At 74.1% G+C, this 25,044-nt stretch carries 25 protein-coding genes; 15 read left to right on the top strand and 10 right to left on the bottom strand.

From position 1 onward, the window contains the following. The first annotated feature begins 115 nt into the window (after positions 1–115). Complete coding sequence (locus tag ACFZP7_RS03555; RefSeq protein WP_050990676.1) at positions 116–337, top strand: BON domain-containing protein; 222 nt, start codon at positions 116–118, stop codon at positions 335–337. After that, the gene (locus ACFZP7_RS03560) at positions 334–1,062 is read left to right on the top strand and encodes a metallophosphoesterase (protein WP_019324113.1); all 729 of its coding nucleotides are present in this window, start codon (positions 334–336) and stop codon (positions 1,060–1,062) included. The genes ACFZP7_RS03555 and ACFZP7_RS03560 overlap by 4 nt, the downstream gene beginning before the upstream one ends. A gap of 48 nt (positions 1,063–1,110) precedes the next feature. On the opposite strand, the gene ACFZP7_RS03565 is transcribed toward ACFZP7_RS03560, so the two are convergent. Then, complete coding sequence (locus ACFZP7_RS03565; RefSeq protein WP_019324112.1) at positions 1,111–1,752, bottom strand: GNAT family N-acetyltransferase; 642 nt, start codon at positions 1,750–1,752, stop codon at positions 1,111–1,113. A gap of 109 nt (positions 1,753–1,861) precedes the next feature. Here ACFZP7_RS03565 and ACFZP7_RS03570 point away from each other — a divergent pair, with 109 nt between their 5' ends. The 4 genes from ACFZP7_RS03570 (at position 1,862) to ACFZP7_RS03585 (ending at position 6,173) form a co-directional block, all read left to right on the top strand. Continuing rightward, positions 1,862–4,351 (top strand): molybdopterin oxidoreductase family protein, encoded by a 2,490-nt coding sequence (locus tag ACFZP7_RS03570; RefSeq protein WP_385633827.1) that lies wholly within the window; start codon positions 1,862–1,864, stop codon positions 4,349–4,351. Beyond that, a complete protein-coding gene (locus ACFZP7_RS03575; RefSeq protein WP_385633828.1) occupies positions 4,348–4,839 on the top strand; it encodes a hypothetical protein in 492 nt (163 codons plus the stop codon). The genes ACFZP7_RS03570 and ACFZP7_RS03575 overlap by 4 nt, the downstream gene beginning before the upstream one ends. Before the next feature lie 151 nt (positions 4,840–4,990). Then, entirely contained in the window at positions 4,991–5,524 is a 534-nt protein-coding gene (locus ACFZP7_RS03580) for a DoxX family protein (RefSeq protein ID WP_220672000.1), read from the top strand. 85 nt (positions 5,525–5,609) lie between these two features. Then, positions 5,610–6,173: a hemerythrin domain-containing protein gene (locus tag ACFZP7_RS03585; RefSeq protein ID WP_385633829.1), complete on the top strand. Its 564-nt coding sequence runs from the start codon at positions 5,610–5,612 to the stop codon at positions 6,171–6,173. Between the two features lie 50 nt (positions 6,174–6,223). Here ACFZP7_RS03585 and ACFZP7_RS03590 read toward each other — a convergent pair whose 3' ends face one another. Genes ACFZP7_RS03590 through ACFZP7_RS03600 form a run of 3 tightly spaced genes read right to left on the bottom strand, consistent with a single transcriptional unit; the run spans position 6,224 to position 8,018 of the window. Further along, the gene (locus ACFZP7_RS03590) at positions 6,224–6,421 is read right to left on the bottom strand and encodes a hypothetical protein (protein ID WP_385633830.1); all 198 of its coding nucleotides are present in this window, start codon (positions 6,419–6,421) and stop codon (positions 6,224–6,226) included. An 8-nt stretch (positions 6,422–6,429) separates the two neighbouring features. After that, positions 6,430–7,026: a glycosyltransferase family 9 protein gene (locus ACFZP7_RS03595; RefSeq protein ID WP_385633831.1), complete on the bottom strand. Its 597-nt coding sequence runs from the start codon at positions 7,024–7,026 to the stop codon at positions 6,430–6,432. After that, positions 7,023–8,018 (bottom strand): NAD-dependent epimerase/dehydratase family protein, encoded by a 996-nt coding sequence (locus ACFZP7_RS03600; protein ID WP_385633832.1) that lies wholly within the window; start codon positions 8,016–8,018, stop codon positions 7,023–7,025. The genes ACFZP7_RS03595 and ACFZP7_RS03600 overlap by 4 nt, the downstream gene beginning before the upstream one ends. Before the next feature lie 412 nt (positions 8,019–8,430). Here ACFZP7_RS03600 and ACFZP7_RS03605 point away from each other — a divergent pair, with 412 nt between their 5' ends. Further along, positions 8,431–9,666, top strand: a complete 1,236-nt coding sequence (locus ACFZP7_RS03605; protein ID WP_031020474.1) for an MFS transporter — start codon at positions 8,431–8,433, stop codon at positions 9,664–9,666. A gap of 515 nt (positions 9,667–10,181) precedes the next feature. On the opposite strand, the gene ACFZP7_RS03610 is transcribed toward ACFZP7_RS03605, so the two are convergent. After that, a complete protein-coding gene (locus ACFZP7_RS03610) occupies positions 10,182–10,670 on the bottom strand; it encodes a hypothetical protein (RefSeq protein WP_385633833.1) in 489 nt (162 codons plus the stop codon). 174 nt (positions 10,671–10,844) lie between these two features. On the opposite strand from ACFZP7_RS03610, the gene ACFZP7_RS03615 reads away from it, so the two are divergent. Beyond that, positions 10,845–12,113 (top strand): SLC13 family permease, encoded by a 1,269-nt coding sequence (locus ACFZP7_RS03615; protein ID WP_385633834.1) that lies wholly within the window; start codon positions 10,845–10,847, stop codon positions 12,111–12,113. A gap of 61 nt (positions 12,114–12,174) precedes the next feature. Here the strand turns inward: ACFZP7_RS03615 and ACFZP7_RS03620 are convergent, their stop codons facing one another. Beyond that, complete coding sequence (locus ACFZP7_RS03620; RefSeq protein WP_019324102.1) at positions 12,175–12,498, bottom strand: hypothetical protein; 324 nt, start codon at positions 12,496–12,498, stop codon at positions 12,175–12,177. 91 nt (positions 12,499–12,589) lie between these two features. On the opposite strand from ACFZP7_RS03620, the gene ACFZP7_RS03625 reads away from it, so the two are divergent. Further along, on the top strand, positions 12,590–13,459 hold the full coding sequence (locus ACFZP7_RS03625) for a fructosamine kinase family protein (RefSeq protein WP_385633835.1): 870 nt from the start codon (positions 12,590–12,592) through the stop codon (positions 13,457–13,459). A 3-nt stretch (positions 13,460–13,462) separates the two neighbouring features. Here ACFZP7_RS03625 and ACFZP7_RS03630 read toward each other — a convergent pair whose 3' ends face one another. Both ACFZP7_RS03630 and ACFZP7_RS03635 read right to left on the bottom strand, forming a co-directional pair. Beyond that, positions 13,463–15,121, bottom strand: a complete 1,659-nt coding sequence (locus ACFZP7_RS03630; RefSeq protein ID WP_019324100.1) for a catalase — start codon at positions 15,119–15,121, stop codon at positions 13,463–13,465. Between the two features lie 208 nt (positions 15,122–15,329). After that, entirely contained in the window at positions 15,330–15,566 is a 237-nt protein-coding gene (locus ACFZP7_RS03635; RefSeq protein ID WP_019324099.1) for a hypothetical protein, read from the bottom strand. Between the two features lie 134 nt (positions 15,567–15,700). Here ACFZP7_RS03635 and ACFZP7_RS03640 point away from each other — a divergent pair, with 134 nt between their 5' ends. From ACFZP7_RS03640 to ACFZP7_RS03650, 3 genes are all read left to right on the top strand, one after another. Further along, complete coding sequence (locus tag ACFZP7_RS03640) at positions 15,701–16,366, top strand: TetR/AcrR family transcriptional regulator (RefSeq protein ID WP_019324098.1); 666 nt, start codon at positions 15,701–15,703, stop codon at positions 16,364–16,366. A gap of 10 nt (positions 16,367–16,376) precedes the next feature. Beyond that, the gene (locus tag ACFZP7_RS03645) at positions 16,377–17,174 is read left to right on the top strand and encodes an SDR family NAD(P)-dependent oxidoreductase (RefSeq protein ID WP_385633836.1); all 798 of its coding nucleotides are present in this window, start codon (positions 16,377–16,379) and stop codon (positions 17,172–17,174) included. A gap of 65 nt (positions 17,175–17,239) precedes the next feature. Next, positions 17,240–18,280: an NAD(P)-dependent alcohol dehydrogenase gene (locus ACFZP7_RS03650; protein WP_046250702.1), complete on the top strand. Its 1,041-nt coding sequence runs from the start codon at positions 17,240–17,242 to the stop codon at positions 18,278–18,280. A 142-nt stretch (positions 18,281–18,422) separates the two neighbouring features. On the opposite strand, the gene ACFZP7_RS03655 is transcribed toward ACFZP7_RS03650, so the two are convergent. Beyond that, positions 18,423–19,955, bottom strand: a complete 1,533-nt coding sequence (locus ACFZP7_RS03655; RefSeq protein ID WP_385638325.1) for a helix-turn-helix domain-containing protein — start codon at positions 19,953–19,955, stop codon at positions 18,423–18,425. Positions 19,956–20,140: 185 nt separating this feature from the next. On the opposite strand from ACFZP7_RS03655, the gene ACFZP7_RS03660 reads away from it, so the two are divergent. The 3 genes from ACFZP7_RS03660 (at position 20,141) to ACFZP7_RS03670 (ending at position 22,599) form a co-directional block, all read left to right on the top strand. Beyond that, complete coding sequence (locus tag ACFZP7_RS03660; RefSeq protein WP_019324094.1) at positions 20,141–20,761, top strand: L-threonylcarbamoyladenylate synthase; 621 nt, start codon at positions 20,141–20,143, stop codon at positions 20,759–20,761. A gap of 137 nt (positions 20,762–20,898) precedes the next feature. Further along, positions 20,899–21,654 carry a dienelactone hydrolase family protein gene (locus ACFZP7_RS03665; RefSeq protein WP_385633837.1) on the top strand — a complete coding sequence of 252 codons (756 nt, stop codon included), beginning with the start codon at positions 20,899–20,901 and terminating at the stop codon, positions 21,652–21,654. Between the two features lie 114 nt (positions 21,655–21,768). Continuing rightward, entirely contained in the window at positions 21,769–22,599 is an 831-nt protein-coding gene (locus ACFZP7_RS03670; protein WP_322500477.1) for an aldo/keto reductase, read from the top strand. 84 nt (positions 22,600–22,683) lie between these two features. On the opposite strand, the gene ACFZP7_RS03675 is transcribed toward ACFZP7_RS03670, so the two are convergent. After that, positions 22,684–25,026, bottom strand: a complete 2,343-nt coding sequence (locus ACFZP7_RS03675) for a SpoIIE family protein phosphatase (protein ID WP_385633838.1) — start codon at positions 25,024–25,026, stop codon at positions 22,684–22,686. Positions 25,027–25,044 lie beyond the last annotated feature (18 nt).

Here is a 25,044-nt window from a genome sequence, read left to right on the forward strand (position 1 = left end):
GGCGAGCGGCCCCGCCGCGGCGGCCGGGGACGCCGACCGCGCCTCGGGCGCCCAGAACGCCAAGAACGCCCAGGCCGCTGAGAACGCCGAGACCACCGAGAACGTCGAGTACCGCGTGGCCCACCTGCACGATCGGCTCGCCGCCGAGGAGCTGGGCGAACTCGGCGTCCGGGCCGAGATCAGGGCGGGGGCGATCGCGCTCACGGGCACGGTGCCCTCCGCCGGCTGCCGCGAGAGCGTGTTGCGGATCGCCCGCGAGGAACTGGCCGGACTGACCGTGCACACCGACATCGTGGTCGCGGAGACCACCCGCCCCGATCATGCGGAGGAGCTGTGACGATCCGCGTCGCCGCCGTCGGAGACATCCACATGGGACCCGACAGCGAAGGGCTGCTGCGGCCCGCGTTCGAGACCCTGCCCGAATGTGCCGACCTGCTGCTGCTCGCCGGGGACCTCACCCGGCACGGCACGCCCGACGAGGCCCGGGTGGTGGCACGCGAGGTCCGCGACCTGTCGGTGCCGGTGGTGGCCGTCCTCGGCAACCACGACCACCACGACGAACGGCCCGAGGAGGTCACCGGCATCCTCCGGGAGGCCGGGGTGACCGTCCTCGAGGGCGAGGGCACGGTCGTGGAGTGCGCCGGGGGCCGGGTGGGGATCGCCGGGACCAAGGGGTTCGGCGGCGGGTTCGTGGGGCGCAGCGCGGGGGAGTTCGGCGAGCCGGTGATGAAGGAGTTCGTACGCACCACCCGCCGTTCGGCGGACAGTCTGCACACCGCGCTGAAGGAACTGGACGAGGAGGGCTGCACGGCACGGGTGGCGCTGACCCACTTCTCCCCCGTCGCCGACACGCTCGCCGGGGAACCGCCGGAGATCCACCCCTTTCTCGGCAGCTACCTGCTCGCCGAGGCGATCGACACGGCCGGTGCCGATCTGGCCGTCCACGGCCACGCCCATCTGGGCACCGAGCACGGGATGACGGCGGGCGGTGTACGGGTGCGCAACGTGGCCCAGCCGGTCATCCGCCGGGCCTTCAACGTCTACCGGCTGGGCTCGGCCTGACGACCCGACCCGCCCGCCGCACCCCGGGCCGTCGTGTCCGGCGTGCCGTCAGGGCCGAGCCGGGTCCTCGCGGGTGGTACGCCCGAGGCAGGTGACGTCCGCGGGGTCCAGCCCGGCCGTCTCGATCACGTGGAAGCCCAGGCGGTCGTAGAAGGCCCGGGCGGGTGTGTTGGCCGTGGCCATGACCAGGTGGACGGACGGGACCCCTCGCTCGCGCAGCGCCCGCCAGAAGGTCCGCATCAGCGTCCGGCCGTGTCCGCGGCCCTGCCAGCCGGGCAGCAGGTCGATGTGCAGATGGGCCGGGTACGCGGCGAGTTCGGGCACGATCATGCGTTCCGGGTCGTGCAGCAGCCCGGCCATCACCTCGTCCGGGGTGCCGGGCGGGCCCGCGGGAGCCGGGTAGCGGTCCGCGACGCGCGGCAGCCACTTGGCGCGGAACTCCTCGGCGAAACGCGCGGTGTCCGCCGTACCGAGGATGTAGCCGACCGCCCGGCCCTCGCCGTCGTCCAGGACGAACGCCAGGTCCGGATCGAGGTGGACGTACGGGGCGGCGAAGATCGCGGGCAGCACGGAGGGGTCGGCGTACACCGGCCGGCTGTCCCGGCCGTTGTGCGCGGTGCGGATGCAGATGTCGTCGAGGGCCGGGGCGTCGGCCGGGCGGTACGGGCGTACGAAGGGAGTCGGAGTCACCGCAGCATCCTGCCCGCTTGGGAGCGCTCCCACAAGGGAGTCGCTTCGATCCGCGGCGTCCGGGTACCCGGCGGCCGGCAGTGCGACGGACGTTGGCGGGAGGCCGGCGATGGAGGAGGCGACGGACCGGATCGCCCGACCGTGGGGCGGCAGGACACCCTACGGGCGGCACGAGACCTGGCCGGCCCGGGTGGACACGTTCCTCGCCGAGGGGGTGGCGCCCGACGCGGTGGAGCGCTGGGTGCAGTCCGCGTCGATCCTGCACTCCGACGGCGACGCCATGGACATCGCGGTGGCCGACGGCCGGATGGTGGGCGTGCGGGGCCGCGACGTGGACCGGGTCAACCGGGGCCGCCTCGGCCCGAAGGACCTGTTCGGCTGGCAGGCCAACGCCTCCCGGGACCGGCTGACCCGGCCCCTGGTACGGCGCGGCGGGCGGCTGGTGGAGACGGACTGGGACGCCGCGATGGACCTGGTGGCGGCCCGTTCGCGCGAGCTGCTCGAAGAGCGCGGCCCGGGCTCGATCGGCTTCTACACCTCGGGCCAGCTGTTCCTGGAGGAGTACTACACGCTCGCCGTCCTGGCCCGGGCCGGCATCGGCACCCCCCACCTCGACGGGAACACCCGGTTGTGCACGTCGACGGCGGCGGAGGCGCTCAAGGAGACCTTCGGCTGCGACGGGCAGCCCGGGAGCTACGACGACTTCGACCACGCCGACGTGATCGCGCTGTTCGGCCACAACATCGCCGAGACCCAGCCCGTGCAGTGGATGCGGCTGCTGGACCGGCTGGAGGGGGCCGATCCGCCGCGCCTGCTCTGTGTGGACCCGCGGCCCACACAGGTCGCCCGGCACGCCGCCGTGCACCTGGCGCCCCGCGGCGGCACCAACGTCGCGCTGCTCAACGCCCTGCTGCACGAGACGATCCGGCACGACCGCGTCGACCGCGACTTCATCGCCGCGCACACCGTCGGCTTCGAGGAGCTGGCCGAGCGGGTGGCCGACTGCACGCCCCGGTGGGCGGCGGACATCTGCGACGTGCCGGCCGCCCGGATCGAGGAGGCCGCCGAACTCGTCGGCACCGCGGACGCGTTGGTCTCCAGCGTCCTCCAGGGCGTGTACCAGTCCCACCAGGCCACCGCCGCGGCGGTCCAGGTCAACAACCTGCATCTGATCCGGGGCATGCTGGGCCGCCCGGGCGCCGGCCTGCTCCAGATGAACGGCCAGCCCACCGCCCAGAACACCCGCGAGTGCGGCGCCGACGGCGACCTGCCGGGCTTCCGCAACTGGCAGAACGACGCCCACGTCGCCGACCTCGCGAAGGTGTGGAACGTGGAGCCGGAGAGGATCCCGCACTACGCGCCGCCCACCCACGCGATGCAGATGTACCGGTACGCCGAGCAGGGCTCGATCCGGATGCTGTGGATCAGCGGCACCAACCCCGCCGTGTCCCTGCCCGAGCTGTCCCGTGTCCGCTCGATCCTGACGCAGGACCGCCTGTTCACCGTCGTACAGGACTTGTTCCTGACGGAGACGGCGCAGCTGGCCGACGTGGTGCTGCCGGCCGCCACCTGGGGCGAGAAGACCGGGGTGCTGACCAACGCGGACCGCACCGTGCACCTGTCGCGGAAGGCGGTCGAGCCGCCCGGCGAGGCCAGGCCCGACCTCGACATCTTCCTGGACTACGCCCGGCGCATGGACTTCCGGGACAAGGACGGCGGTCCGCTCGTCACCTGGCACGACCCCGAGTCGGCGTTCCGGGCGTGGCAGCGCTGCAGCGCGGGCCGCCCCTGCGACTACACCGGTCTGTCGTACGCCAAGTTGCACGACACCAGTGGCATCCAGTGGCCCTGTACCGCCGCCGCACCCGAGGGCACCCCGCGGCTCTACACCGACGGCATCGCCTGGGCGCACCCCGACCTGTGCGAGAGCTACGGCAAGGACCTGGAGACGGGGGCGTCGCAGGAGGTCGTCGAATACCGCTCGCTCAACCCGGACGGCAAGGCGATGCTCAAGGCGGCCGCGTACCTGCCGCCGCACGAGGAGCCGGACGAGGAGTACCCGTTCCAGCTGACCACGGGCCGCACGATCTACCACTTCCACACCCGTACGAAGACCGGGCGGGCACCGCAGCTGCGTGACGCCGCACCGGACGTGTGGGTGGAGGTCTCGGCCGTGGACGCGGAACGGCTCGGTCTCGCCGAGGGGGACCTGGTGGAGGTCGCCGGCAGGCGCGGTGCGCTGCGCGGCCGGCTGCGGGTGACCGACATCCGCCCGGGTCTGCTCTTCGTCCCCTTCCACTACGGCTACTGGGACACCGGGAACGGGTCGGGGCCGGGACCGGGCACTCCCGGGCGGGCGGCCAACGAGACGACGATCACCGACTGGGACCCGGCCTCCAAGCAGCCTCTGTTCAAGACGGCCACGGCGGCGCTCACCCTGGTCGAGCGCGGGGACGGCAGTCCGTCCCCGGCGCCCACCACGACCGCCTCGGCGCCCGCGGACGGCGTGGCGGCCCGGCCCACCGCGGGCGGCGAGGCGGCCCGGACGACGCAGTCGCCGGCCCGGTTCCCGCACGATCCCGAGGAAGGCGTCCGGTGAACGGCATCACTCTGACCCTGCGCGTCCTGCACCGCGGCGAGCGGCACCTGGCCCACGACCTGGTGACGGTCGCCGAGCGCCACCGCCCCGAGCACGAGGTGCACCACGTGGCCACCGACCTCGCCCGCTGGTCCCGCGACCACGTCCGGCGCCTGGCCGAGGTCGCCGCGCACCACGGGGTGCGGCTCGGTGATCCCCCGGACACCTCCTCGGACGGCGTCCTGGCGACGCTGCGCGCGAAGGCGTCCGAGGCGGTGGCGCACCGGCCCGAGCCCGGCCTGCTGCTCCTGCGCGACCTGCGCGAGCTGCATCTGGCCGCCGCGGAGAACTCGCTGCACTGGGAGATGCTCGCCCAGGCCGCACAGGCCGCCCGGGACAGCGAGCTGCTGGGGCTGGCCTCCGCCTGCCACCCGCGGACACTGCGCCAGATGCGCTGGACCAACACCATGATCAAGAATCTGTCTCCGCAGCTGTTGAACAACCTCTGACCTGCGCGGACGCCGGGCGTCAGGGCGGCGCCCCGGCTGAGTGCCGCACCGGTCGCCGAATGGCGGCCACCGGTCCGGGCACCCGATGATCCCCTAGGAACCACACCTCTGTCACTGTTCCGGCAACCCACCTGGAAAGAGCGAGAGCGTCATGAGTCTTCTGCGTATCGCCGGCCGTCCGATGCTCGCCTCGATGTTCGTCGCGGGCGGTCTGCAGTCCCTGCGGCGACCCGAGGACGTGGCCCCGGCGGCGGAGCCGATCGTGCGTCCGGTGACCGACCGCGTGTCGGTGCTCCCGGACAGCACCGAGAAACTCGTCCGGCTCAACGGTGCCGTCCATGTCGTGGGCGGGCTCATGCTGGGCCTGGGCCGCTGCCCGCGTCTGGCGGCGCTGGCCCTCGCGGCCACCCTGGTCCCGACCACCTTGGCGGCGCACCGCTACTGGGACGCACAGGACCCGGGCGAGCGCGCGCAGCAGCGCATCCACTTCCTGAAGAACCTGTCCATGATGGGCGGGCTGCTGATCGCGGCGGACGACACCGGCGGCTCCCCGTCCCTGCTGTGGCGCGGCCGGCACGCCGCGCGGGACCTGCGCCACGACGCCCACCTGGTACACCGTTCGGTCCGGGCCACGGCGCGTCCGGCGGTGGCGGCGGGCGGCGTCAGGGCGAAGCTGGGCGTCTGAACCGGCGTTAGCCGCGCGGGCCGCGGGGGACCCGGCGCCTCGTGACGGGCCGCCCCGGCCCGCGAGGACGACGCGGAGGTGCAGCATGGGACACGGAGGGAACGTCATCGACGAGCTGACAACCGATCACCGTGAGGTCGAGGAGCTCTTCGGGAAGATCGAGGCGCTGCCACCAGGCCACAAGGACCGCAAGCTGTACGCCGACCAGGCCACGATCGAGCTGATCCGGCATTCGGTGGCCGAGGAGGCGTATCTCTACCCGGCCGTCCGCGAGCACGTGGCGAACGGGAACGCCCTGGCGGACAAGGAACTCGAGGACCACGCCGGGGCCGAGCAGATCATGAAGGACCTGGAGGGCCACAACGCGGACGACGCCGAGTTCGACCGGTTGATCGGCATGCTGATGAGCGAGATCCGCGAGCACGTCGCCGACGAGGAGGGCAACCTCTTCCCCCGGCTGCGCGAGGCGTGCCCCGCCCACGCCCTGGACGAGCTGGGCGACAAGGTCCGTCAGGCGAAGAAGACGGCGCCGACCCGTCCGCACCCGTCCGCCCCGGACAAGCCGCCGATGAACAAGCTGCTGGCGCCCGGCGCGGGAATGGTCGACCGGGTGCGGGACGCCCTGTCGGGCCGGGGAAAGTCCGACTGAGCAGGACCACGTGCGAGGGCCCGTCGCCGTGGCGACGGGCCCTCGCGCGGTCAACGGCGCCGCGGCAGACTCCGCACGGCCCGGGTGAGGTCCCGGGACGCAGGGGGGACGACCGGCGTGCCGACGGCGGCGGCCAGTCCGGCGGCTCCGCCGGAGCCCGTGACCAGCGCGTCGGCGGCGCGCAGCACACCGGCGAACGCGCGCGGGTCGGTGCGCCCGCCGAGATCGACTCCGGCCCGACCGGCCACCGCGCGGGTCAGCGCGGCCTCCTCGGCCCGCCGGTGACGACGACGCGGTGCCCGGCGTCGGCGAGCAGCGCGACCGCCTCCGCACCGTGCTCGGCCGACCAGGCACGGCCCGGATCTCCGGCCCCGGGGTGGACGACGACGTAGGGGCCGTTGCCGGTCAGGGCGGCGGTGTCCGGTACCGGTCGCACCCGCGGCCGGCCGTCGTCGCCGCGTCGCAGCCCGAACCCCAGCTCAGCGGCGGCGCCGAGCGCGGCCTCCGCCTCCGGCCGTCCGGCAGGGGGCGGGGCGGCGCCGATACGGCGCACGTGCGCCGACCGCAGCAGCCGCGTCGCGGACCCTGGCCCCCGCCGTCCGGCGGGGAGGACCAGGGCGACGTCGTACGCCTCCTCGCGCAGCTTGCGCACGAGCCCGTCGGCGTCGTCGGCCTCGCCGGGCGGGTCCCACACCACGACCTCGTCGACGTGGGGCAGCAGCCGGGCGGCGGACGCGCCGCGGGGGCCGCACAGCATGGTCACGCGGGCGGCCCGGGTGGCCACCGCGCGGACCGCCGGGCCCGCCTGGAGGACGTCGCCGAGTCCACCCGGCCGGGCGATCAGCGCCTTCACGCCGACCACTCCCCCGCCCGCTCGGCCGGCGCCGGGGGAACCGGCTCCGCCCGCCCCCGGAGGGAGGCGACGGTGCGCTCCAGCCCCTCCTGCCAGGTCACGCTCGGCAACCAGCCGAAGATCTCACGGGCGAACCCGGTGACCGGCCGGGGCCTGTCCGGTGCCTGCCCGTCCACGAACGTCAGCGCCGACCCCGACCCGGTCAGCTCGACGACCCGTCGGGCGATCTCCACCGCCGTGGGTGCCTCGTCCCCGCCGATGTCCACGGGCCGTACCGACCGGCCGGCCGCCACCAGCAGCACGCCGTCCACCATGTCGTCGACATAGCACAGGGGGTGGGGCGTGCTGCCGTCCCCGGGGACGGTGACCGGCCGGCCGGCGAGCGCCTGCTCCAGGAAGACGGCCGGAATGCCCCCGTCGTCGGTCCGCATGCCGGGCCCGTAACCGCCGAAGAGCCGCACGATCCCGGCGTCCGAGCCGTGGGCGGCCGCGTGCGCGGCGACCAGGGCCTCGGAGAAGCGGACGGCTTCGGCGCGGGCGATGTGCGGTCCGACCGGATCGCCGTCGGCGGGCACCGGCGGTGAGGAGGCCAGCAGGAACCGCGCGCCGTCCCGCTCGGCGAGGGCCAGCGCGGTCCGGGTGCCGAGGCTCCCGGTGTCCAGGATCTCCACCGGCCGCTCCGGCCAGGGCCCCGGGCAGACCCCCGGTCCCGCCAGGTGCAGCACCAGATCGTAGGGACCGGGAAGGAGACCCGCGCAGCCCTCGTCCGACACGTCCTGTTCGAGGAAGCGGAAGCCGGGGCGGCCCGCCAGGTGGGCCACCTTCTCGGCCCGCCCCGTGGAGAGGTCGTCGAGGCAGTCGACTTCGACTCCCGAATCCAGCAGCCGGGTGCACAGACGGGACCCGAGGAAGCCCGCACCACCGGTCACCAGGGCCCGGCGCCACGATGACCGGGCCTCTTCCCGCGGGCCGAACGCCGCCGTCGGCATCATGAGGACGACCTTCCTTCCTCCGCGCAGCACTGACGAGCGGGCCCCGGGTGCCCCACCGAGTACCTTTCATGCTCTGACGCCTGCCGCGGCCACCCCTGTGGCTCCGGTCACTCCCGCCCCGGCGGCCTGTGATCAAGCACACTCGCCCCGCCAAGTACGCCCCGCCACAACGGAATTGGTGCCACCTGGCTCGGTCCCGGGACACCCGTCGGCGAGGACTGTCCGCCTCCTTCTGCCACGATGGGCGGCGCCGTTTCCGGCTCAGTGGAGCGGCCGCGCAGCGCAGCCGGCCTTCTCGCTCCCGTCCCTTTCCCTTCCGGGTCCCCGACCCGACTTCGAGTGGCGCACTGTGTCTTCTTCCCCTTCCCCCGCCCCGTCCCGTTCACCGTGGCGGTCCCTGAGATACCGCAGCATGCGCTGGTGGTCGGTGGCGAACTTCGTGTCGAACGCCGGTACGTGGATGCAGCTCACGGTGCAGAACCTGCTGGTCCTGCAGATCACCGGGTCGGCCGCCGCGACGGGTCTGTCCATGTCCGTCCAGGCCGCGCCCGCGCTGCTGATCAGCGTGTTCGGCGGTGCGGCCGTCGACCGCTGGCCCCGCAGGCTGACCGCCGCGGTGAGCCAGGCGCTGCTCGGCACGATCGCCTTCGTGACGGCGCTCATGGTGGCGCTGGACCGGCTGGACGTGACCTCGCTGATGGTGCTGGCCGCGATCACCGGAGTGGTCGCCACCGTCGACGGCCCGGCCTGTTCCCTGCTGGGCAACGACCTTGTCCCGGCCGAGGACGTGCCCTCCGCGATCGGGGTGGGGGCCCTGGTCCACCAGGCCGGCCGTCTCACGGGCGCGGCCCTGGCCGGGGTGACCGTCGGCTTCCTGGGCACGGCCGCCGCCTACGCCGCCAACGGCTTGTCGTTCCTCTTCGTCGCCTCCGTCATCCCCTTCCTGCGCCCGGCGAAGGGCGCGGTCAAGCACGCGGCGACCGCGCGGCCCCGGGACGCGCTCAGCGTGCGGGAGGGCCTGGCCTTCTTCGCCCGCCGTCCCCGGCTGCTGGCGCTGGCAGGCGTCACGGGGGTCAGCGCGGTCTTCGGACGCAACTACCAGCTCACCCTCGCGGTGCTCGTCACCGGCCCCCTCGCGGGCGGCGCCGGATCGTTCGGGACGGTCTCCACGGTGCTGGCGGCCGGCGGCATCGTCGGCGCGGTGCTGGGCGCCCGGCTGCGGCGGCCCTCCGTGCGGGTGGTGGGCGCGCTGGCCGCGGCGGGCGGGCTGCTGCAGGTCGTGGCGGGTCTGTCGCCGTCGCTGGCGGTCCTGCTGGTGATGGTGCTGCCGATGGCCGTCGTGGAGTCCGTCTCCGACACCGCGGGCACGGCGGTCCTGCAGACCGATCCGCCCGCGCACATGCGGGGCCGGGTGCTCGGGGTGTGGGGCAGCATCGGCACGGTGTGGAGCCTGGGTGGTCCGCCGGCGCTGGGCCTGCTCATGGAGCTGGCCGGCGCGCGCGGGGCGCTCGTCGTGGGGGGTCTCGTCATCGCCGGGGCGATCGGAGCGGGGCATGTGCTGCACGGTCGTAGGCCGGTGGAGGCGGTGGCCGTGCGGGGCGGTGACACGGAGGCGCCGGCGCGGGCGGCGCTGGGGACAGCGGCGTGACCCTGCGGGGCTCGGGGCGGTGAGGTCGCCGACGCCTCCTTCGCGCCCGGCGTGGGTGTGCGCGCGGGGGTGGGTCACGCAACCCGGCGTAGCGGGGTGCCGCTGCGCCCACCCGTGCCGCCCCAGCGGCACGACTGCCCGCAGCTGCGCGGGGGGAGGGAAGTCCGCAGCTGGGTGGGATGACTGCTCGCAGCGGCGGCGGCTATGGCAGCTGCGGTGGGACGTACGGATAGCCGCGTACGGCGGGGAGGGGACGTGTCGGGGGGTGTCCGCCCGCAGCGGTTGGCGCGTCAACGCCCCCGGCTTCTGTGGCCGACCGATTTCGCGCCGTTCCGAGGACGGACACCCCCCGGCGCGGCCCCGACCCACAGACAACCGAACGCGCTACGCGCACCCCCACCGAGCCGCAGCGGCGCCGCAGGCACCCCACCCACCAAGCCGCGCAGGCCGCCGCAGGCATCCCACCCACACACCCCGCCGCAGGCATCCCCGCCCGACCGCCGGAGGCACCCGTGTCACGCCACCAACGCGAGCAGCTCCGCCCGGTGCAGTACGGCCACGGGTGCCACGAGGTCGGGGTGGCGGAGCAGCGCGGCCGCCCGTCGGTCGCCGTCGTCCGGGGTCAGCAGGCGGCGGTAGTCGACCGGCGTCCCGCCCTCGGCCAACGCCCTCACCGCGCGGGCGGCGAGTTCCGGGTCGGCCAGCAGGCTCAACGCCCAGCTGGCGACGACCTCGTCCACCCAGGTCCGCCACGCGTCGGCCGCCCCGTCGCCGTCCCCGTCCACGCCGGTGATCCAGTCCAGCCGGGCGGAGCCCCCCGGCCCCGCGACGCCCATCAGCCCCACGTCCATCGGAGTCGGGTAGCGCAGCCGCGCGGCCACCGTCACGGCCTGCCGCGCCTGCGCCTCGGTGAGGGCGAGGGCCAGCGCCCCGCCCGACGCCGGGTAGGCGCGGGTGAGCCACTGGGCGGTCGCCGCGATGACGGGTGAGAGATCTGCGTACACTGCCGGGCCGTCCGAACTGCCGGTCAAGGCGGAGTCAGAAAATTCCGCCGGCACCGTAGCCCGGCGCCCACCGCGCGGAACATGGCCCGCCTCTCATCGACGGCGTGGCCTCGGACACACGCATCCGGTCCTTACCTAGGAGAAGCCCTGAGTACCACCGTCCTCTCCGAGGCCGTGCCCCTCGTCCTGCTGCTGGCCGTGCTGGTCTTCGCCGTACTGCGCCCCCGCGGCCTGCCCGAGGCCGCCGCGGCCGTCCCCGCCGCCGCACTGGCGGTGGTGCTGGGCACGGTCACCCCGCACCAGGCGTGGGAGCAGACCCGCACCCTGCTGCCGGTCGTCGTCTTCCTGGCCCTGGTGCTGGTCCTGGCGCACCTGTGCGCGAAGGAGGGCCTCTTCGAAGCCGTCGGAGCGATCGTGGCCCGCCGCTGCGGCGGCAGCCCTCGACGCCTGCTGGCCGGGGTGTTCGCGATGGCCTGCCCGGTCACGGCCGTGCTCAGTCTCGACGCCACCGTCGTCCTGCTCACGCCCGTGGTCCTCGCCACCGCGTCCAAGGCCGGCGCCCGGGCCCGCCCGCACGTGTACGCCACGGCGCACCTGGCCAACTCCGCGTCACTGCTCCTGCCGGTGTCCAATTTGACCAACCTGCTGGCGTTCACGGCCAGCGGGCTGTCCTTCACCCGGTTCGCCGGGCTCATGGCGCTGCCCTGGCTGGCCGTGATCGCCGTCGAGTACGCGATCCTGCGCCACTTCTTCCGCGCCGACCTCGCCACCTCCCCGGCATCCGCCTCCCCCGATCCCACACCGACCGCACCCGCCTCCGGCAGCCGCACGCCGGACCCGGCCGTGCCCCGCTTCACCCTCGTCGTCGTGGCCCTCACCCTCGCCGGCTTCGCCGTTTCCTCCCCGCTCGGCCTGGACCCGGCGTGGGCGGCGCTCGGCGGGGTCCTGATACTCGGCGCCCGGGCGCTGGCCCGCCGCAGCGCCGGGCCCCGCGAACTGCTCGGCGCCGCGTCCCCGCTGTTCTGCCTGTTCGTGCTCGCGCTCGGCGTCGTCGTACAGGCGGTGGTGTCCAGCGGACCGGCGTCCGGCCTCGGACGCCTGCTCCCGGCGGGCGACTCGCTGCCGACGCTGCTCGCGGTGGCGGCGGTCGCCGCGGTGCTCGCCAACCTCGTCAACAACCTGCCGGCCGTCCTCGCCCTGCTCCCCCTGGCCGCCCCCGCCGGCCCGGCCCAGGTCCTGGCCGTGCTGATCGGCGTGAACCTGGGCCCCAACCTGACCTACGCCGGCTCGCTCGCCACCCTGCTGTGGCGGCGCATCCTGCACCGGCACGGCATCGAGGCGGAACTCGGCCGGTTCACCCGGCTCGGCCTGCTCACCGTGCCGGCCACGGTCGTCGCCGCGACCGTCGCCCTGTGGGGCACGCTGCGCCTCACCGGCGCCTGACGCCGTCACCCACCGGACCCCGGCACCCGCTCACCGTCGCCCACCGGTCCCCGGCGTCCGCTCACCAGGCCACGCTGGGAATCGCGGGCCGTCGAACGGCTTCGGCGGCGTCGCGCAGGTGCAGCGCGACGGTGATCAGCGCGCGCAGGGCGGAGGGACGCAGGCTCTGGGCGCTCTCGGCCGCCAGCACCAGCAGACAGCCGGCGGCCTGCTCGACCACCGGGACCGAGAACGCGTAGTCGTCCCCGTCGGCCCCGCGGAAGGCGCGCCACGGAGTCGCGGCACCGTCGATCGCCTTGTGCACGGCCTGTTCGAGGTGCTGGGCGGCCTGGGCGCAGACGGGAGCGGGCAGGGTGATGGTGCGATGGAACGCTGAACTGGTCATAGTCCCACTGCTCCCCCGTACCGAAGGCGTTCGATCGGCGTACGGGACGATTTTCACCGGGTCGGCCGCAGCGGCCCCTAGTCTGGTGGCCGTGCCTCCCGCCTCTCCCCCCTCGACCGCCGCCGCTCGCTTCACCGGCCGGCAGGTCACCGGCGAGCGCCCGCTGTCCGCCTCGCTCACCGAGGTGGACCTCGACGACGGGCGCACGGTCATGGTCAAGCGCGGCGAGGGCACGGGAGCGGCGCGGGCCGAGGCCGCGGGCCTGCGCTGGCTCGCCGCCGCCGGGACGGTACGGATTCCGGCGGTGCACGGCGACGACGAGCGGTGGCTGGTCACCGACCGCGTGGCGTTGGGCCGGGCGGGTGCCGGGGCGGCGGACCGGTTCGGCCGTGACCTGGCCGCCCTGCACGCCACCGGGGCGCCGGCGTTCGGCGCCGCGCCGCCCGGCGGACCCGAGGACGCGTACATCGGGCTCGCCCCGATGCGCAACGCCGCCGGTGACGACTGGCCACGCTGGTACGCCGAGCACCGGGTCCTGCCGTATCTGCGCCGAGCGGTCGACGCCGGCACCCTCCGGGCGGCCGAGGCGACCGACGTCGAGCGGGTCTGCGAGCGGCTGCCCGGCCTGGCGGGGCCGCCGGAGCCGCCCGCCCGGCTGCACGGCGATCTGTGGAGCGGGAACGTGCTGTGGGGCGCCGACGGGCAGGTGCACCTGATCGACCCGGCGGCGCACGGCGGGCACCGGGAGACCGACCTGGCGATGCTGCGTCTCTTCGGCTGCCCGCACCTGGACCGGATCCTGGCGGCCTACGACGATGCGGCGCCGCTCGCCGAAGGGTGGGCCGACCGGGTCGGCGTGCACCAGCTCTTCCCGCTGCTGGTGCACGCCGTGTTGTTCGGCCGCGGTTACGCCGAGCAGGCCCTCGCGGCGGCCCGGTCGGCGCTGCGCCGCGCGCCGTGAGCGTCAGCGCGTGACGACGTGCCGCTCGTTCGGTACACAGTGCGTCATCGTCAGCCCCTCGACGTCGCGCGGCGGGTTCTTGCCGAGGTTGGCCAGCCGTTCGCGGTCCTCGTCGGTGAGGTCCTGGCTCGCCAGCGGCTCCAGGTGCTTCACGTCCTGCGGGCTGATGCCGATGCCCTCGCCGACCCGCAGCCCGAGGTCGTTCTCGACCAGCAGGAAGTGCCACACCATGCGTTCCTGGACCGGCCGGTCGCACTGGGAGAGCAGGTTGACGAAGTTCGCCACCAGGTCGTCGCGCTCCCACTCCTCCATCAGCAGGTAGCGCTGCCCGGCCTGCATGTAGTCGTTGGTGCGCGGGATGCGCTTGCGGGTGAGGCGCCCCTGGATCTCCGGACCCTGCTCGTCGTGGGTCGGGTACTCGGCCTCGCGCAGGCCGCCGGTGATGGACGGCTCATAGTTGACGATGGGGTTCTCGCCGCCGCCGTCCTGGTGGTAGGCCATCAGTCCGTCGCGCTGGTTGGTGCGCACCTCCGCGTTCTTGGCCTGGTTGACCGGCAGCTGGAGGTAGTTGGGGCCCACCCGGTAGCGCTGGGTGTCGCTGTACGAGAAGGTGCGGCCGACCAGCATCTTGTCGTCGGAGAAGTCGAGCCCGTCGACCAGGACGCCGGTGCCGAAGGAGATCTGCTCGTTCTCGGCGAAGTAGTTCTCCGGCATCCGGTCGAGGACCATCCGGCCGACCGGCTTCGCCGGGAACTCCTGCTCGGGCCAGGTCTTGGTGTCGTCGAGCGGGTCGAAGTCCAGCTCCGGATGGTCGTGGTCGTCCATCATCTGGACGAGCAGTTCCCACTCCGGGTAGTCGCCGCGGGTCACGGCGTCGTAGAGGTCCTTGGTGGCGTGGCCGAGGTCGTGGGCCTGGACGTTGGCGGCGTCCTCCTCGGTCATGCTGCGGACGCCCTGCTTGGGCATCCAGTGGTACTTGACGAGCTTGGTCTCGCCCGCCGCGTTGACCCACTTGTAGGTGTTGACGCCGAAGCCCTGCTGGTGGCGGTAGTCCGCCGGGATGCCGCGCGGGCTGAACAGGTTGACCAGCATGTGCATGCACTCGGGCGTCTGCGACATGAAGTCGAAGATGCGCCGGGGCTGCTGCTGGAAGGTGACCGGGTCCGGCTTGAGGGCGTGGATGACGTCGGGGAACTTGATCGCGTCGCGGATGAAGAAGACGGCGAGGTTGTTGCCGACGAGGTCCCAGTTGCCGTCCTCGGTGTAGAACTTCACCGCGAAGCCGCGCGGGTCGCGGGCGGTCTCGGCGGAGTCCCGCCCGCCGATGACGGTGGAGAAGCGGACGGCGAGGTCGGTGCGCTTGCCCCGCTCCTGGAACAGCTTGGCCCGGGTGTAGCGGTCGATGGGTTCGTCGCCCCAGGCGCCGTACGCCTCGAAATAGCCGTACGCCGTGACCCCGCGGGCGTGCACCACACGCTCGGGGATGCGCTCGCGGTCGAAGTGGCTGATCTTCTCCAGGAACTGGTAGTTCTCCAGCGTGGCGGGGCCGCGGGCGCCGACCGTGCGCTGGTTCTGGTTGTCGTAGACGGGGTGCCCCTGGCGGTTGGTGAGCACCTTGCGGTCGTCGCCCGGGGCGGGCCCCTGACTCGATACGTCCGTCATGTTCGTGGGCTCCTTCGACTCGTGGCCGCCGTCGGACGCGGCCCTGAGCGGCGAGGCGGCCGTCGGCCGCGCACATGGGTGGTGCGGGTACCCCGCGACGAGGTGCCCGTCACCTACCGATGTGCACACATTCGCGGCATCTCACACCAAGGACCCGGCCACCCAGCTCAGTGGGCGTCCGGGCCGGTCACGGGCGGGGCGTGAGGGGTCAGCCGCCGCTCAGACGGGCGCGCAGCAGTTCCTTGCCCAGTTCGGCGCCCTTGCGGCTGTCCGCCTGCGCCTTGCGGAACAGCTCCGCGACCTCGGTGTCCTTGTCGCGCTCCGCGTCCTGGATGTACGTCTCCAGGCGCAGCGCGTTGCTCAGGCACGACTCGACGTACCAGATCAGGTTGTAGTCCTTGTCCTGCGTGCCGGTCACGCCGCCGGTCTCCGTACCGCTGGTCATGCGGTCCTCCTCGTCGGGGTGTTCGTTCCGTGGTGCGGGCCGGGTACCCGGGGCGCCTCGGGGCACACGGCAGCAGTCATGTCCCGCTGAGTCATGTGTCCCAACGGGACATTTTCGGGTGTACCCTCGGAGGCATGACGGCGACGAAGCCCTCCCCCACCCCAGAGGACCGGCGCCGGCGCAAGGCGCGGCTGACCCGCGACGCGCTGGCCACGGCCGCCTGCGACCTGATCCTGGAGCGCGGCTCGGCCGCCACCACGGTGGAGGCGATCGCCGAACGGGCGGACGTCACGCGTCGCACGTTCAGCCGGCACTTCTCCGGCAAGGAGGACGCCGCCCTGGACTTCGTCCGGCGGGACGGCGCCCGCATCAACGCCTTGCTGCGGGCGCGGCCCGCCGACGAGCCGCCCCTGCTCGCGTACCGCAGGGCGGTGCGCGACTGGCTGGCCGACCGGGACGACCCGGCGTGGCACGTGCGTCCCCGGATGCGCCGGCTGCTGGCGCTGGCCGACAGCGAACCCGACCTGTTCGCCGCCTACCAGCGCATCAGGGTCGACGCCCAGGAGGAGTCGATCCGGATCGTCGCCGACCGGCTCGGGACCGACGACGCCCGGGACGTGCGCCCGGCGGCCGTCGTCGACGCCGCCGCCGGAGTCCTGATCGCCGCGATGCGCCTGTGGGCGCGCGGTGACGAGCGGGACGCGGGAGCCGCAGACCTCGCCGCCCTCGTGGAGCGGGCCTACGACGCCCTGACCTCGGAGGCCGCGGCCGCGACCCCCGACAGCACCACCGAAGAATGAGAACCACATCATGAGCACCACCAGCACCAGCACCAGCAGCACCACTTCCGCCGCCGACGCCGCCGAGTTCACCGGCCGGACCGCCCTGGTCACCGGCGGCGCCTCCGGCATCGGCCTGGCCACCGCCCGCCGCCTCGGCGCCGGCGGCGCGAACGTCGTCGTCGCCGACTACAACGCCGAGGGCGCCGAGAAGGCCGCGGCCGAACTGGGGGCGGCGGGCGTCCGCGCGGCGGCCGTCGAACTGGACGTGACCCGTCCGGAGTCCGTCGAAGCCGCCGTCACCTTCGCCGTCGACACCTTCGGCACCCTGGACCTCGCCGTGAACAACGCCGGGATCGGCGGCCCCAGCGCCCCGACCGGCGAGTATGACGTGGACGCCTACCACCGCGTCGTGCGCACCAACCTCGACGGCGTCTTCTACTCGATGCGCTACGAACTGCCCGTCATGGAGGCGGCCGGCGCGGGCGCGATCGTCAACGTCGCCTCCATCCTCGGCTCGGTCGGCTTCGCCGGCTCGCCCGCCTACGTCGCCGCCAAGCACGGCGTGGTCGGGCTGACCAAGGCCGCCGCGGCCGAGTACGCCGCCAAGGGCATCCGGGTGAACGCGGTCGGCCCCGGTTTCATCGACACCCCGCTGCTGAAGACCATGGACGAGGCCGCCTACCAGGGCCTGGTCGCCCTGCACCCGGCGGGCCGGCTCGGGCGTTCCGAGGAGGTCGCCGAGCTGATCGCCTTCCTGCTGTCGGACCGGGCGTCCTTCGTCGCCGGCAGCTACCACCTGGTCGACGGCGCCTACACCGCCGTCTGAGACCGGCCGCACCGGGCCACACACCGGGGGGACACCGAACCGGGGGAGAACGAAGGAGTTCGACCATGAAGGCATTGCAGTACCGCACCATCGGCGCCCCGCCCGAGGTGGTGACGGTCCCCGACCCCGAGCCCGGCCCCGGCCAGGTGCTGCTGAAGGTCACCGCCGCGGGTGTCTGCCACTCCGACATCGCGGTGATGGGCTGGCCCGCCGAGGGCTTCCCGTACGAGCTGCCGCTCACCCTCGGCCACGAGGGCGTCGGCACCGTGGCCGCGCTCGGCGCCGGGGTGACGGGGCTGAGCGAGGGCGACGCGGTCGCCGTCTACGGGCCCTGGGGCTGCGGCACCTGCGCCAAGTGCGCCGAGGGCAAGGAGAACTACTGCCTGCGCGCCGGCGAGCTGGGCATCCACCCGCCGGGGCTCGGGCGCCCGGGGTCGATGGCCGAGTACCTGCTCGTCGACGACCCCCGGCACCTGGTCCCGCTGGACGGACTGGACCCGGTGGCGGCGGTGCCGCTGACGGACGCCGGTCTGACGCCGTACCACGCCATCAAGCGGTCGCTGCCCAAGCTGGTGCCCGGGTCGACCGCGGTCGTCATCGGCACCGGCGGTCTCGGCCACGTCGCGATCCAGCTGCTGCGCGCCCTGACGTCCGCGCGGGTCGTCGCCCTCGACGTCACCGAGGACAAGCTGCGCCTCGCCCGTGAGGTGGGCGCGCACGAGACCGTGCTGTCGGACGCGAAGGCCGCGGACGCGGTGCGGGAACTGACCGGTGGTCTCGGCGCCGAGGCCGTGTTCGACTTCGTCGGAGTGGCGCCGACCGTGAAGACCGCAGGCGCCGTCGCGGCCGTCGAGGGCGATGTCACCCTGGTCGGCATCGGTGGGGGCTCGATCCCCGTCGGCTTCGGCCTGCTGCCCTTCGAGGTGTCGGTCAACGCGCCCTACTGGGGCAGCCGCAGCGAGCTGATCGAGGTGCTGAACCTGGCCCGGTCGGGTGCCGTCTCGGTGCACACCGAGACGTACTCCCTGGACGACGCCCCGCTGGCGTACGAGCGGCTGCACGAGGGCAAGGTCAACGGACGCGCGGTGATCCTGCCCCACGGCTGATCACCCGTACGCCCGGGCCCGAGGGCCGCGGGGACGCGACCGGTCCCCCGTTCCGGTCGCCGTCCCCCGCGACGCGTCGAACCTACGTGGACGGCTCCGCCGTTGTGAATCGCGGCGATGCCCGCTGCCGGACCATCCGGACTCACCCGTGCACAGGTGAGTCCGGATGGTCCGTTTTGGTACCGGGCAGGGCGGGCTCCGCCAGGTCACCCGCCACCAGGTGGGCGAGCACGACCTCGTACAGGTCGCTGCCGGCCGCGAGCAGCTGGCGTTCCAGGACGGGCTCGGCGCTGCGGACGTGCTCGCGCACCGTCTGGGCGTGCACGCCGAGCGTCTGGGCGGCCCGTTCGGCGTTGCCGCCGGCCGCGATCCAGGTGCGCAGCGTGCGCCGCAGGCTCCGGGCGTCCGGCTCCAGGCGGCCCAGCAGGTCCCCGGCCCAGGCGCCCAGCGCGGGCCCGGCCAGCACGTCGGTGAGACTCGCCGGGCCGGGCCGGGCGGGACCGCCCTCGGCGCCGTGCTGGTCGAGACCGGCCTGCGCGCTCAGGGCGAGGTGGACGGTGGCCCGCACCCTCAGGTCGGCGAAGTCCGTGCGCAGCAGGGTCTCGACCCGGTCCATCCGGGCGCGGACCGTGTTGCGGCTGACACCGAGGATCTTGGCGGTGTTGACGGCGGTGAACTCCAGGCCCAGCCGGGTCGTGGCGAGCAGTTCGGCGCGGGTGTGGTGCGGGAGCCTGTCCAGGGGGCGCAGCAGCCGGGCCGTCCAGCCGTGGAGGGCGGCCGGGTCCATCAGCCGCTCGGGGCGGGTGCGTTCGGCGTAGACCGCCGCCTGCTGGGGACGGAAGCGGGCCACGGCCAGGGCGCTCACGGCCTGGCCGTAGGCCGTCGCGGTACGGGCGAGGCTCTGCCGCGCGCTGCCGCCGAGGAAGACGCCCGGGAGGCGGCCGACGAGCGCGCGCAGCTCCTGCCCGGCCGCCTCGTGGGGCGACAGGACGATCACATGGCCGTCCATCGCCGGGCACCGTACGACCAGCGCCAGGTCCCCGGTCACCGACAGGCACTCCTCGGTGAGGCGGTCGCGCTCCCCGGCGCCGCACTCCACGACGTAGACGCAGGCCGTGTCGGTGTCGAGGAGGCCCGGCCACAGCCCGGCGGCCACACGACGGGCCGAGACGGTGTCCTCGACCATCAGCAACTGCAGGATCGCCAGGCGCAGGTCGGCGGTGGCCCGGCGCAGCCGGTGGCCGGCGGCGGTCGACTCGTGGCCAGCCAGCAGCAGCTCCAGCACCTGCGCGGTGTGGGTGACGATGTCGGAGGCACGGCGGTCGAACGGGGTCTCACGGGTGACCGCGAGGACCGCCGCCGGCGCCGGGTGCACCCGCTCCACACGCACCAGCCGCAGGTGGCGACCCCGGTCCTCCAGGGCGGCGGTCGCGATCCGGCCCGAGGTGATGTCGGCCAGCGGCGAGTCGTCGGGGACGGCGCGGGTGCCGGCCAGCAGACGGCCGGTGCCGTCCTGGAGGGACACGGTCCCGTGCACGGCCGAGGCCAGCCAGCTCACGACCCGGTGCACGTCGCGCCCGGCCGGCCGCAGGTGGTCGAGGAGTTCCGCCGCCCAGTCGGCGTGCTCGCCGGTCCCTGCTTCCCGCTGCCGCGTCCCGTCCGCTCGGCCCGCCACGTCGGCCTTCTCCTCGTCCTCGCCTCGCCCCCGGCCCGACTGCGGACGGTACCGCATGACCGCGCGCACGGCTCCTTCGGCGGGGCGGGTACCCCGGCCGGCCGGTGCCACCCACCGGTGCCGCCCACCGGTGCCGCCGACCGGGCCTGCCGCTCCGTGCGCGCGGGCGGGCATAAGCTCGGTGAATGGCGAAGTACTTCGACGTTCACCCCGACAACCCCCAGCCGCGCAGCATCGCCCAGGTCGCCGACAGCGTCCGTTCGGGCGCGCTGATCGCGTACCCCACCGACTCCTGCTACGCACTCGGCTGCCTGCTGGGCAGCCGCGACGGCACCGACCGCATCCGGTCGATCCGGCAACTGGACAACCGGCACCACTTCACGCTGGTCTGCCAGGACTTCGCGCAGCTCGGCCAGTTCGTGCAGATCGACAACGACGTGTTCCGGGCGATCAAGGCGTCCACGCCCGGCAGCTACACCTTCATCCTGCCCGCCACGCGGGAGGTGCCGCGCATGCTCCAGCACCCCAAGAAGAAGACCGTGGGCGTGCGCATCCCCGACCACGTCGTCACCCAGGCCCTGCTCGCCGAACTCGGTGAGCCGCTGCTGTCCAGCACCCTGCTGCTGCCCGGCGAGGAGGAGCCGATGACGCAGGGCTGGGAGATCAAGGACCGTCTCGACCACGTGGTGGACGCGGTGATCGACTCGGGCGACTGCGGCACCGAACCGACCACGGTCGTCGACTTCTCCGGCGGGGAGGCGGAGATCGTACGGCGCGGCGCGGGCGACACGACCCGGTTCGAGTAGCGGACCGCCGCCCGCGCGGGGCGACGGTGCGCTCCGGGGCGGGCGATGCCCCGGGGACCGGGCGTGCCAGGATGGCGATGATCCGCCGGTGCGGCCGGCGGGTCGCCCGCGAGCATCGACAGAGAGGCAGGCCCGCCGTGACCGCCGTACAGGGAACCGCCGTCGACATCCGCACCGAGGACGGCGTCTGCGACGCCTACCTGGCCCACCCCGCCGAGGGCGGGCCGCACCCCGCCGTGCTGTTCTTCATGGACGCCTTCGGTCTGCGCCCGCAGTTGCGGAGCATGGCCGACCGGCTGGCCGGTGCCGGCTACACCGTGCTGGTGCCGAACGTCTTCCACCGGAACGGGCGGGCCCCGGTCGCGGAGCTGCCGGAGTTCATCGACCCGGCGGCGCGACCGGACCTCTTCCGGCTCCTCGGCCCGGCCTTCGAGGCGCTCACCCCCGACCGGGCGATGCGGGACGCCGACGCCTACCTGCGGTGGCTCCAGGCATGCCCGGCGGCGGCCGACGGCCCGGTCGCGCTGACCGGCTACTGCATGGGCGCCGGGCTCGCCCTGCGCACGGCCGGCACCTTCCCGGACCGGGTCGCCGCGGCGGCGGGATTCCACGGCGCCAACCTGGCCACCGAGGCGGCGGACAGCCCGCACCTGGTGGCCGGGCGGATCACCGGCGAACTGTACTTCGGCCACGCGGACCAGGACCCGGGCCTGCCCGCCGAACAGCAGGAGCGCCTGACCGCCGCCCTGACCGCGGCCGGTGTCCGGCACACCTGCGAGGTGTACGAGGGCGCCCCCCACGGTTACACGCAGGCCGACACCGCCGCGTACGACCCGGCGGCGACCGAGCGGCACTGGGAGGCGCTGCTCGGTCTGCTCGAGCGCACGTTCTGACGCGGCTCCTCCCGGCCGCGTCCGCACCGTCCCGTCCGGTTGATCACCGACGCCCGGGTGGGCGAGGCTGGACGGACGGAACTCCGCCGCGCACGTTCGAGGGAAGGTCCCACGGTGATCAGCATCCCGACGCACACGCTCAACGACGGCACCACGCTCCCCGCGCTGGGGCTCGGCACCTGGCCGATGACGGACGACGAGGCCCGCCGGGCGGTCCGCGAGGCCCTGGAGTCGGGCTACCGCCTGATCGACACGGCGGCCAACTACCGCAACGAGACCGGCGTCGGCCGCGGCGTGGCCGACAGCGGCGTGCCGCGCGAGGAGATCGTGGTCACGACCAAGCTGCCCGGACGGCACCACGGCTACGAGGAGACGCTCGCCTCCTTCGAGGAGTCCCGCGCGCGGCTCGGCCTGGAGTACGTCGACCTGTACCTGATCCACTGGCCGCTGCCCCGGGTCGACAAGTACGCCGACTCCTGGAGGGCCATGGTCAAGCTGCGCGAGGAGGGCCTGGTGCGCTCGATCGGCGTCTCCAACTTCACCGCCGCGCACATCGAGCGGCTGGAGAAGGAGACCGGGGTGCTGCCCTCCGTCAACCAGATCGAACTGCACCCGCTCTTCCCGCAGGAGGAGCTGCGCGCCTTCCACGAGCGCAAGGGCATCCGCACCGAGAGCTGGAGCCCGCTGGGCCGCGGCAGCGACCTGCTGGACGATCCGGCCGTGGCGGCGGTCGCCGGCGCGCACGGCGTGACGCCCGCCCAGGCGGTCCTGCGCTGGCACACGCAGCTCGGCGCGGTGCCGATCCCCAAGTCCGCCGACCCCGCCCGGCAGCGGGCCAACCTCGACGTCTTCGGTTTCGAGCTGGACGACGCGCAGATGCGCGCCGTCGCGGACCGCGCACACCGCCGGATCGGCGGTGACCCGGAGGCGCACGAGGAGTTCTGACCCGCTGGAGCGGGCGGTGCGGTCGCCCGGGGCGCCGCGGAGGGCAGGGCCCGCCGACTGATCCTCCGCCCCAGGGGCAGGGGATCACTCGGCGGGCAGGGACAGTTCGGCCCAGATGGTCTTGCCGGTGGTGGTCTGGCGGCTCCCCCAGCGCTCGGTGAGCTGGGCGACCAGCAGCAGGCCCCGGCCGCCCTCGTCGTAGGCGTGGGCCCGGCGCAGGTGCGGTGAGGTCGAGCTGCCGTCGGAGACCTCGCAGATGAGGGCGCCGTCGCGGATGAGCCGGAGCTGGATGGGCGGCTCGCCGTACCTGATGGCGTTGGTGACGAGTTCGCTGACCACGAGTTCCAGCACGAAGGCCGTCTCCTCCAGTCCCCAGGCCGCCAACCGCTCGTTGACGGAGCGACGGACGTCGGCGACGTGCGCCGGGTCCTGGGGGATGTCCCAGGTGCGGATCTGGTCGGCGCCCAGCGCCCGGGTGCGGGCGAGCAGCAGCGCCACGTCGTCGCTGGGCTCCTCCGGCAGGACGGCCTTGAGCACGGTGTCGCACAGGGCGTCGAGCGAGGCGGCCGGCGCGGTCAGGGCGCGGCACAGTTCCTCGGTGGCGTGGTCGACGTCCCGGTCGCGGTCCTCGACCAGACCGTCGGTGTAGAGGGCGACGACGGAGCCCTCGGGCAGTTCGGTCTCGGTCGCCTCGAACGGCAGCCCTCCGACGCCGAGCGGCGGTCCCGCCGTCATCGCCAGGAGCCGGGTGGTGCCGTCGGGCAGGACGACGGCCGGCGCGGGGTGGCCGGCGGCGGCCGCGGTCAGGCGGCGGGAGACCGGGTCGTAGACGGCGTAGAGGCAGGTGGCGCCCAGTTCCGCGACCTCGTTGCCGGTGTCGCCGGCCACGAGGTGGGTGACCAGGTCGTCGAGGTGGGTGAGGAGTTCGTCGGGCGGCAGGTCCACGTCGGCCAGGGTGCGGACGGCGGTGCAGAGGCGGCCCATGGTGGCCGTGGACGGGATGCCGTGTCCGACGACGTCGCCGACGACGAGGGCGACGCGGCTGCCGGACAGCGGGATCACGTCGAACCAGTCGCCGCCGATGCCGGCCGCGGAGACCGAGGGCAGATAGCGGTGGGCCACCTCGACCGCCGCGGGTCCGGGCAGGCCCCGGGGCAGCAGGCTGTGCTGGAGGACCAGCGCGGTGGCGCGTTCGCGGGCGAAGCGGCGTGCGTTGTCGACGCAGACCGCGGCCCGGCTGGCGAGTTCCTCGGCGAGGACGAGGTCGTCGTCGGCGTAGGGCTCCCGGGGCGCGACGCGGACGGCCACCGCCACTCCGAGGGTGGTGCCGCGGGCCTTCAGCGGCACGGCCAGGGCGGAGCGGACGCGTTCCCTGAAGGAACGGTTGTGCGGGGCCTGTTCGTTGCGGACGCGCATCCACCGGTCGAAGTCCGGGTCGCCCGGCCCGGACAGCACCACCTGGCCCAGGGCCAGTGCCCGGGCGGGTGCCGAGTACGGCGGGTAGACATCGGCCGCGCCCAGGTGCACGGACGGCCGGGGAACGCCCTCGGTGGCGGAGTCGTGCGCGACGCGGCGCAGCGCGACGCCCCCGGTCACCGCCGTGAGCGGTTCCTCCGTGCCGAGGACCCAGTCGAGCAGGTCGACGCTGGCGAAGTCGGCGAAGCGGGGCACGAGGAAGCCGACGAGTTCCTCGGCGGTCCGGGTGACGTCCAGGGTGGTGCCGATGCCGGCGGCGGCCTCGTTCAGCAGGGCCAGCCGCTGGCGCGCCCGGTGCTGGAGGGTGCTCTCGAAGCCAGCCACGGCCACGGCGGCCACCTCGTCGGAGGCGTCGCGCACCGGCCACATCTCGATGGTCCATGCGTGTTCGCCGAGCCGGGAGGAGGCCGGGGTGAAGGTCTCGTAGCGTGCGGCCCGGCCGGTCTCGGTGACGCGCCGCAGGTGCCGTTCGAAGTCCGTGCCGTTGGCGTCGATCTCTTCCATGACGTCCGACAGCCGCCGTCCGATCAGGTTCTCCGGCGGCAGTCCGAGCATGCGGCGCGCCATGTCGTTGACCTGGAGGTAGTGCTGCTCGACGTCGTGCACGGACATCGACAGGGAAGCCTGCTGAAAGGTCTCCCCGGTCAGCGGAGGCGTCGGGGGTTCGGGCGGGCCCGCGGTCAGGGCCCAGCCCTGCGGTGTGCCGGCCGGCCCGAGCAGGGGCAGCGCGCGCACGTGCGCGGGCACCGTCGAGCCGTCGCGGTGACGGAGCAGCACGGTGGCCGAGAGTTCCGACAGACCCTCGGGCGGCACGTCCCCGGCGAGCAGCTCGCGTGCGTCCCGTCCCACCGCCTCTTCGGCCGCGTGGCCGGTCAGCCGTCGGGCGCCCTCGCTCCACGCCGTCACCGTGCCGCGGGTGTCCAGGGTCGCCACGGCGGAGGCATGCTCCATAGCGTCCAGGATTGACCC

It is taken from the genome of Streptomyces sp. SudanB5_2050, from assembly GCF_964272335.1.
GTDB classification, from domain to species: domain Bacteria; phylum Actinomycetota; class Actinomycetes; order Streptomycetales; family Streptomycetaceae; genus Streptomyces; species Streptomyces rochei.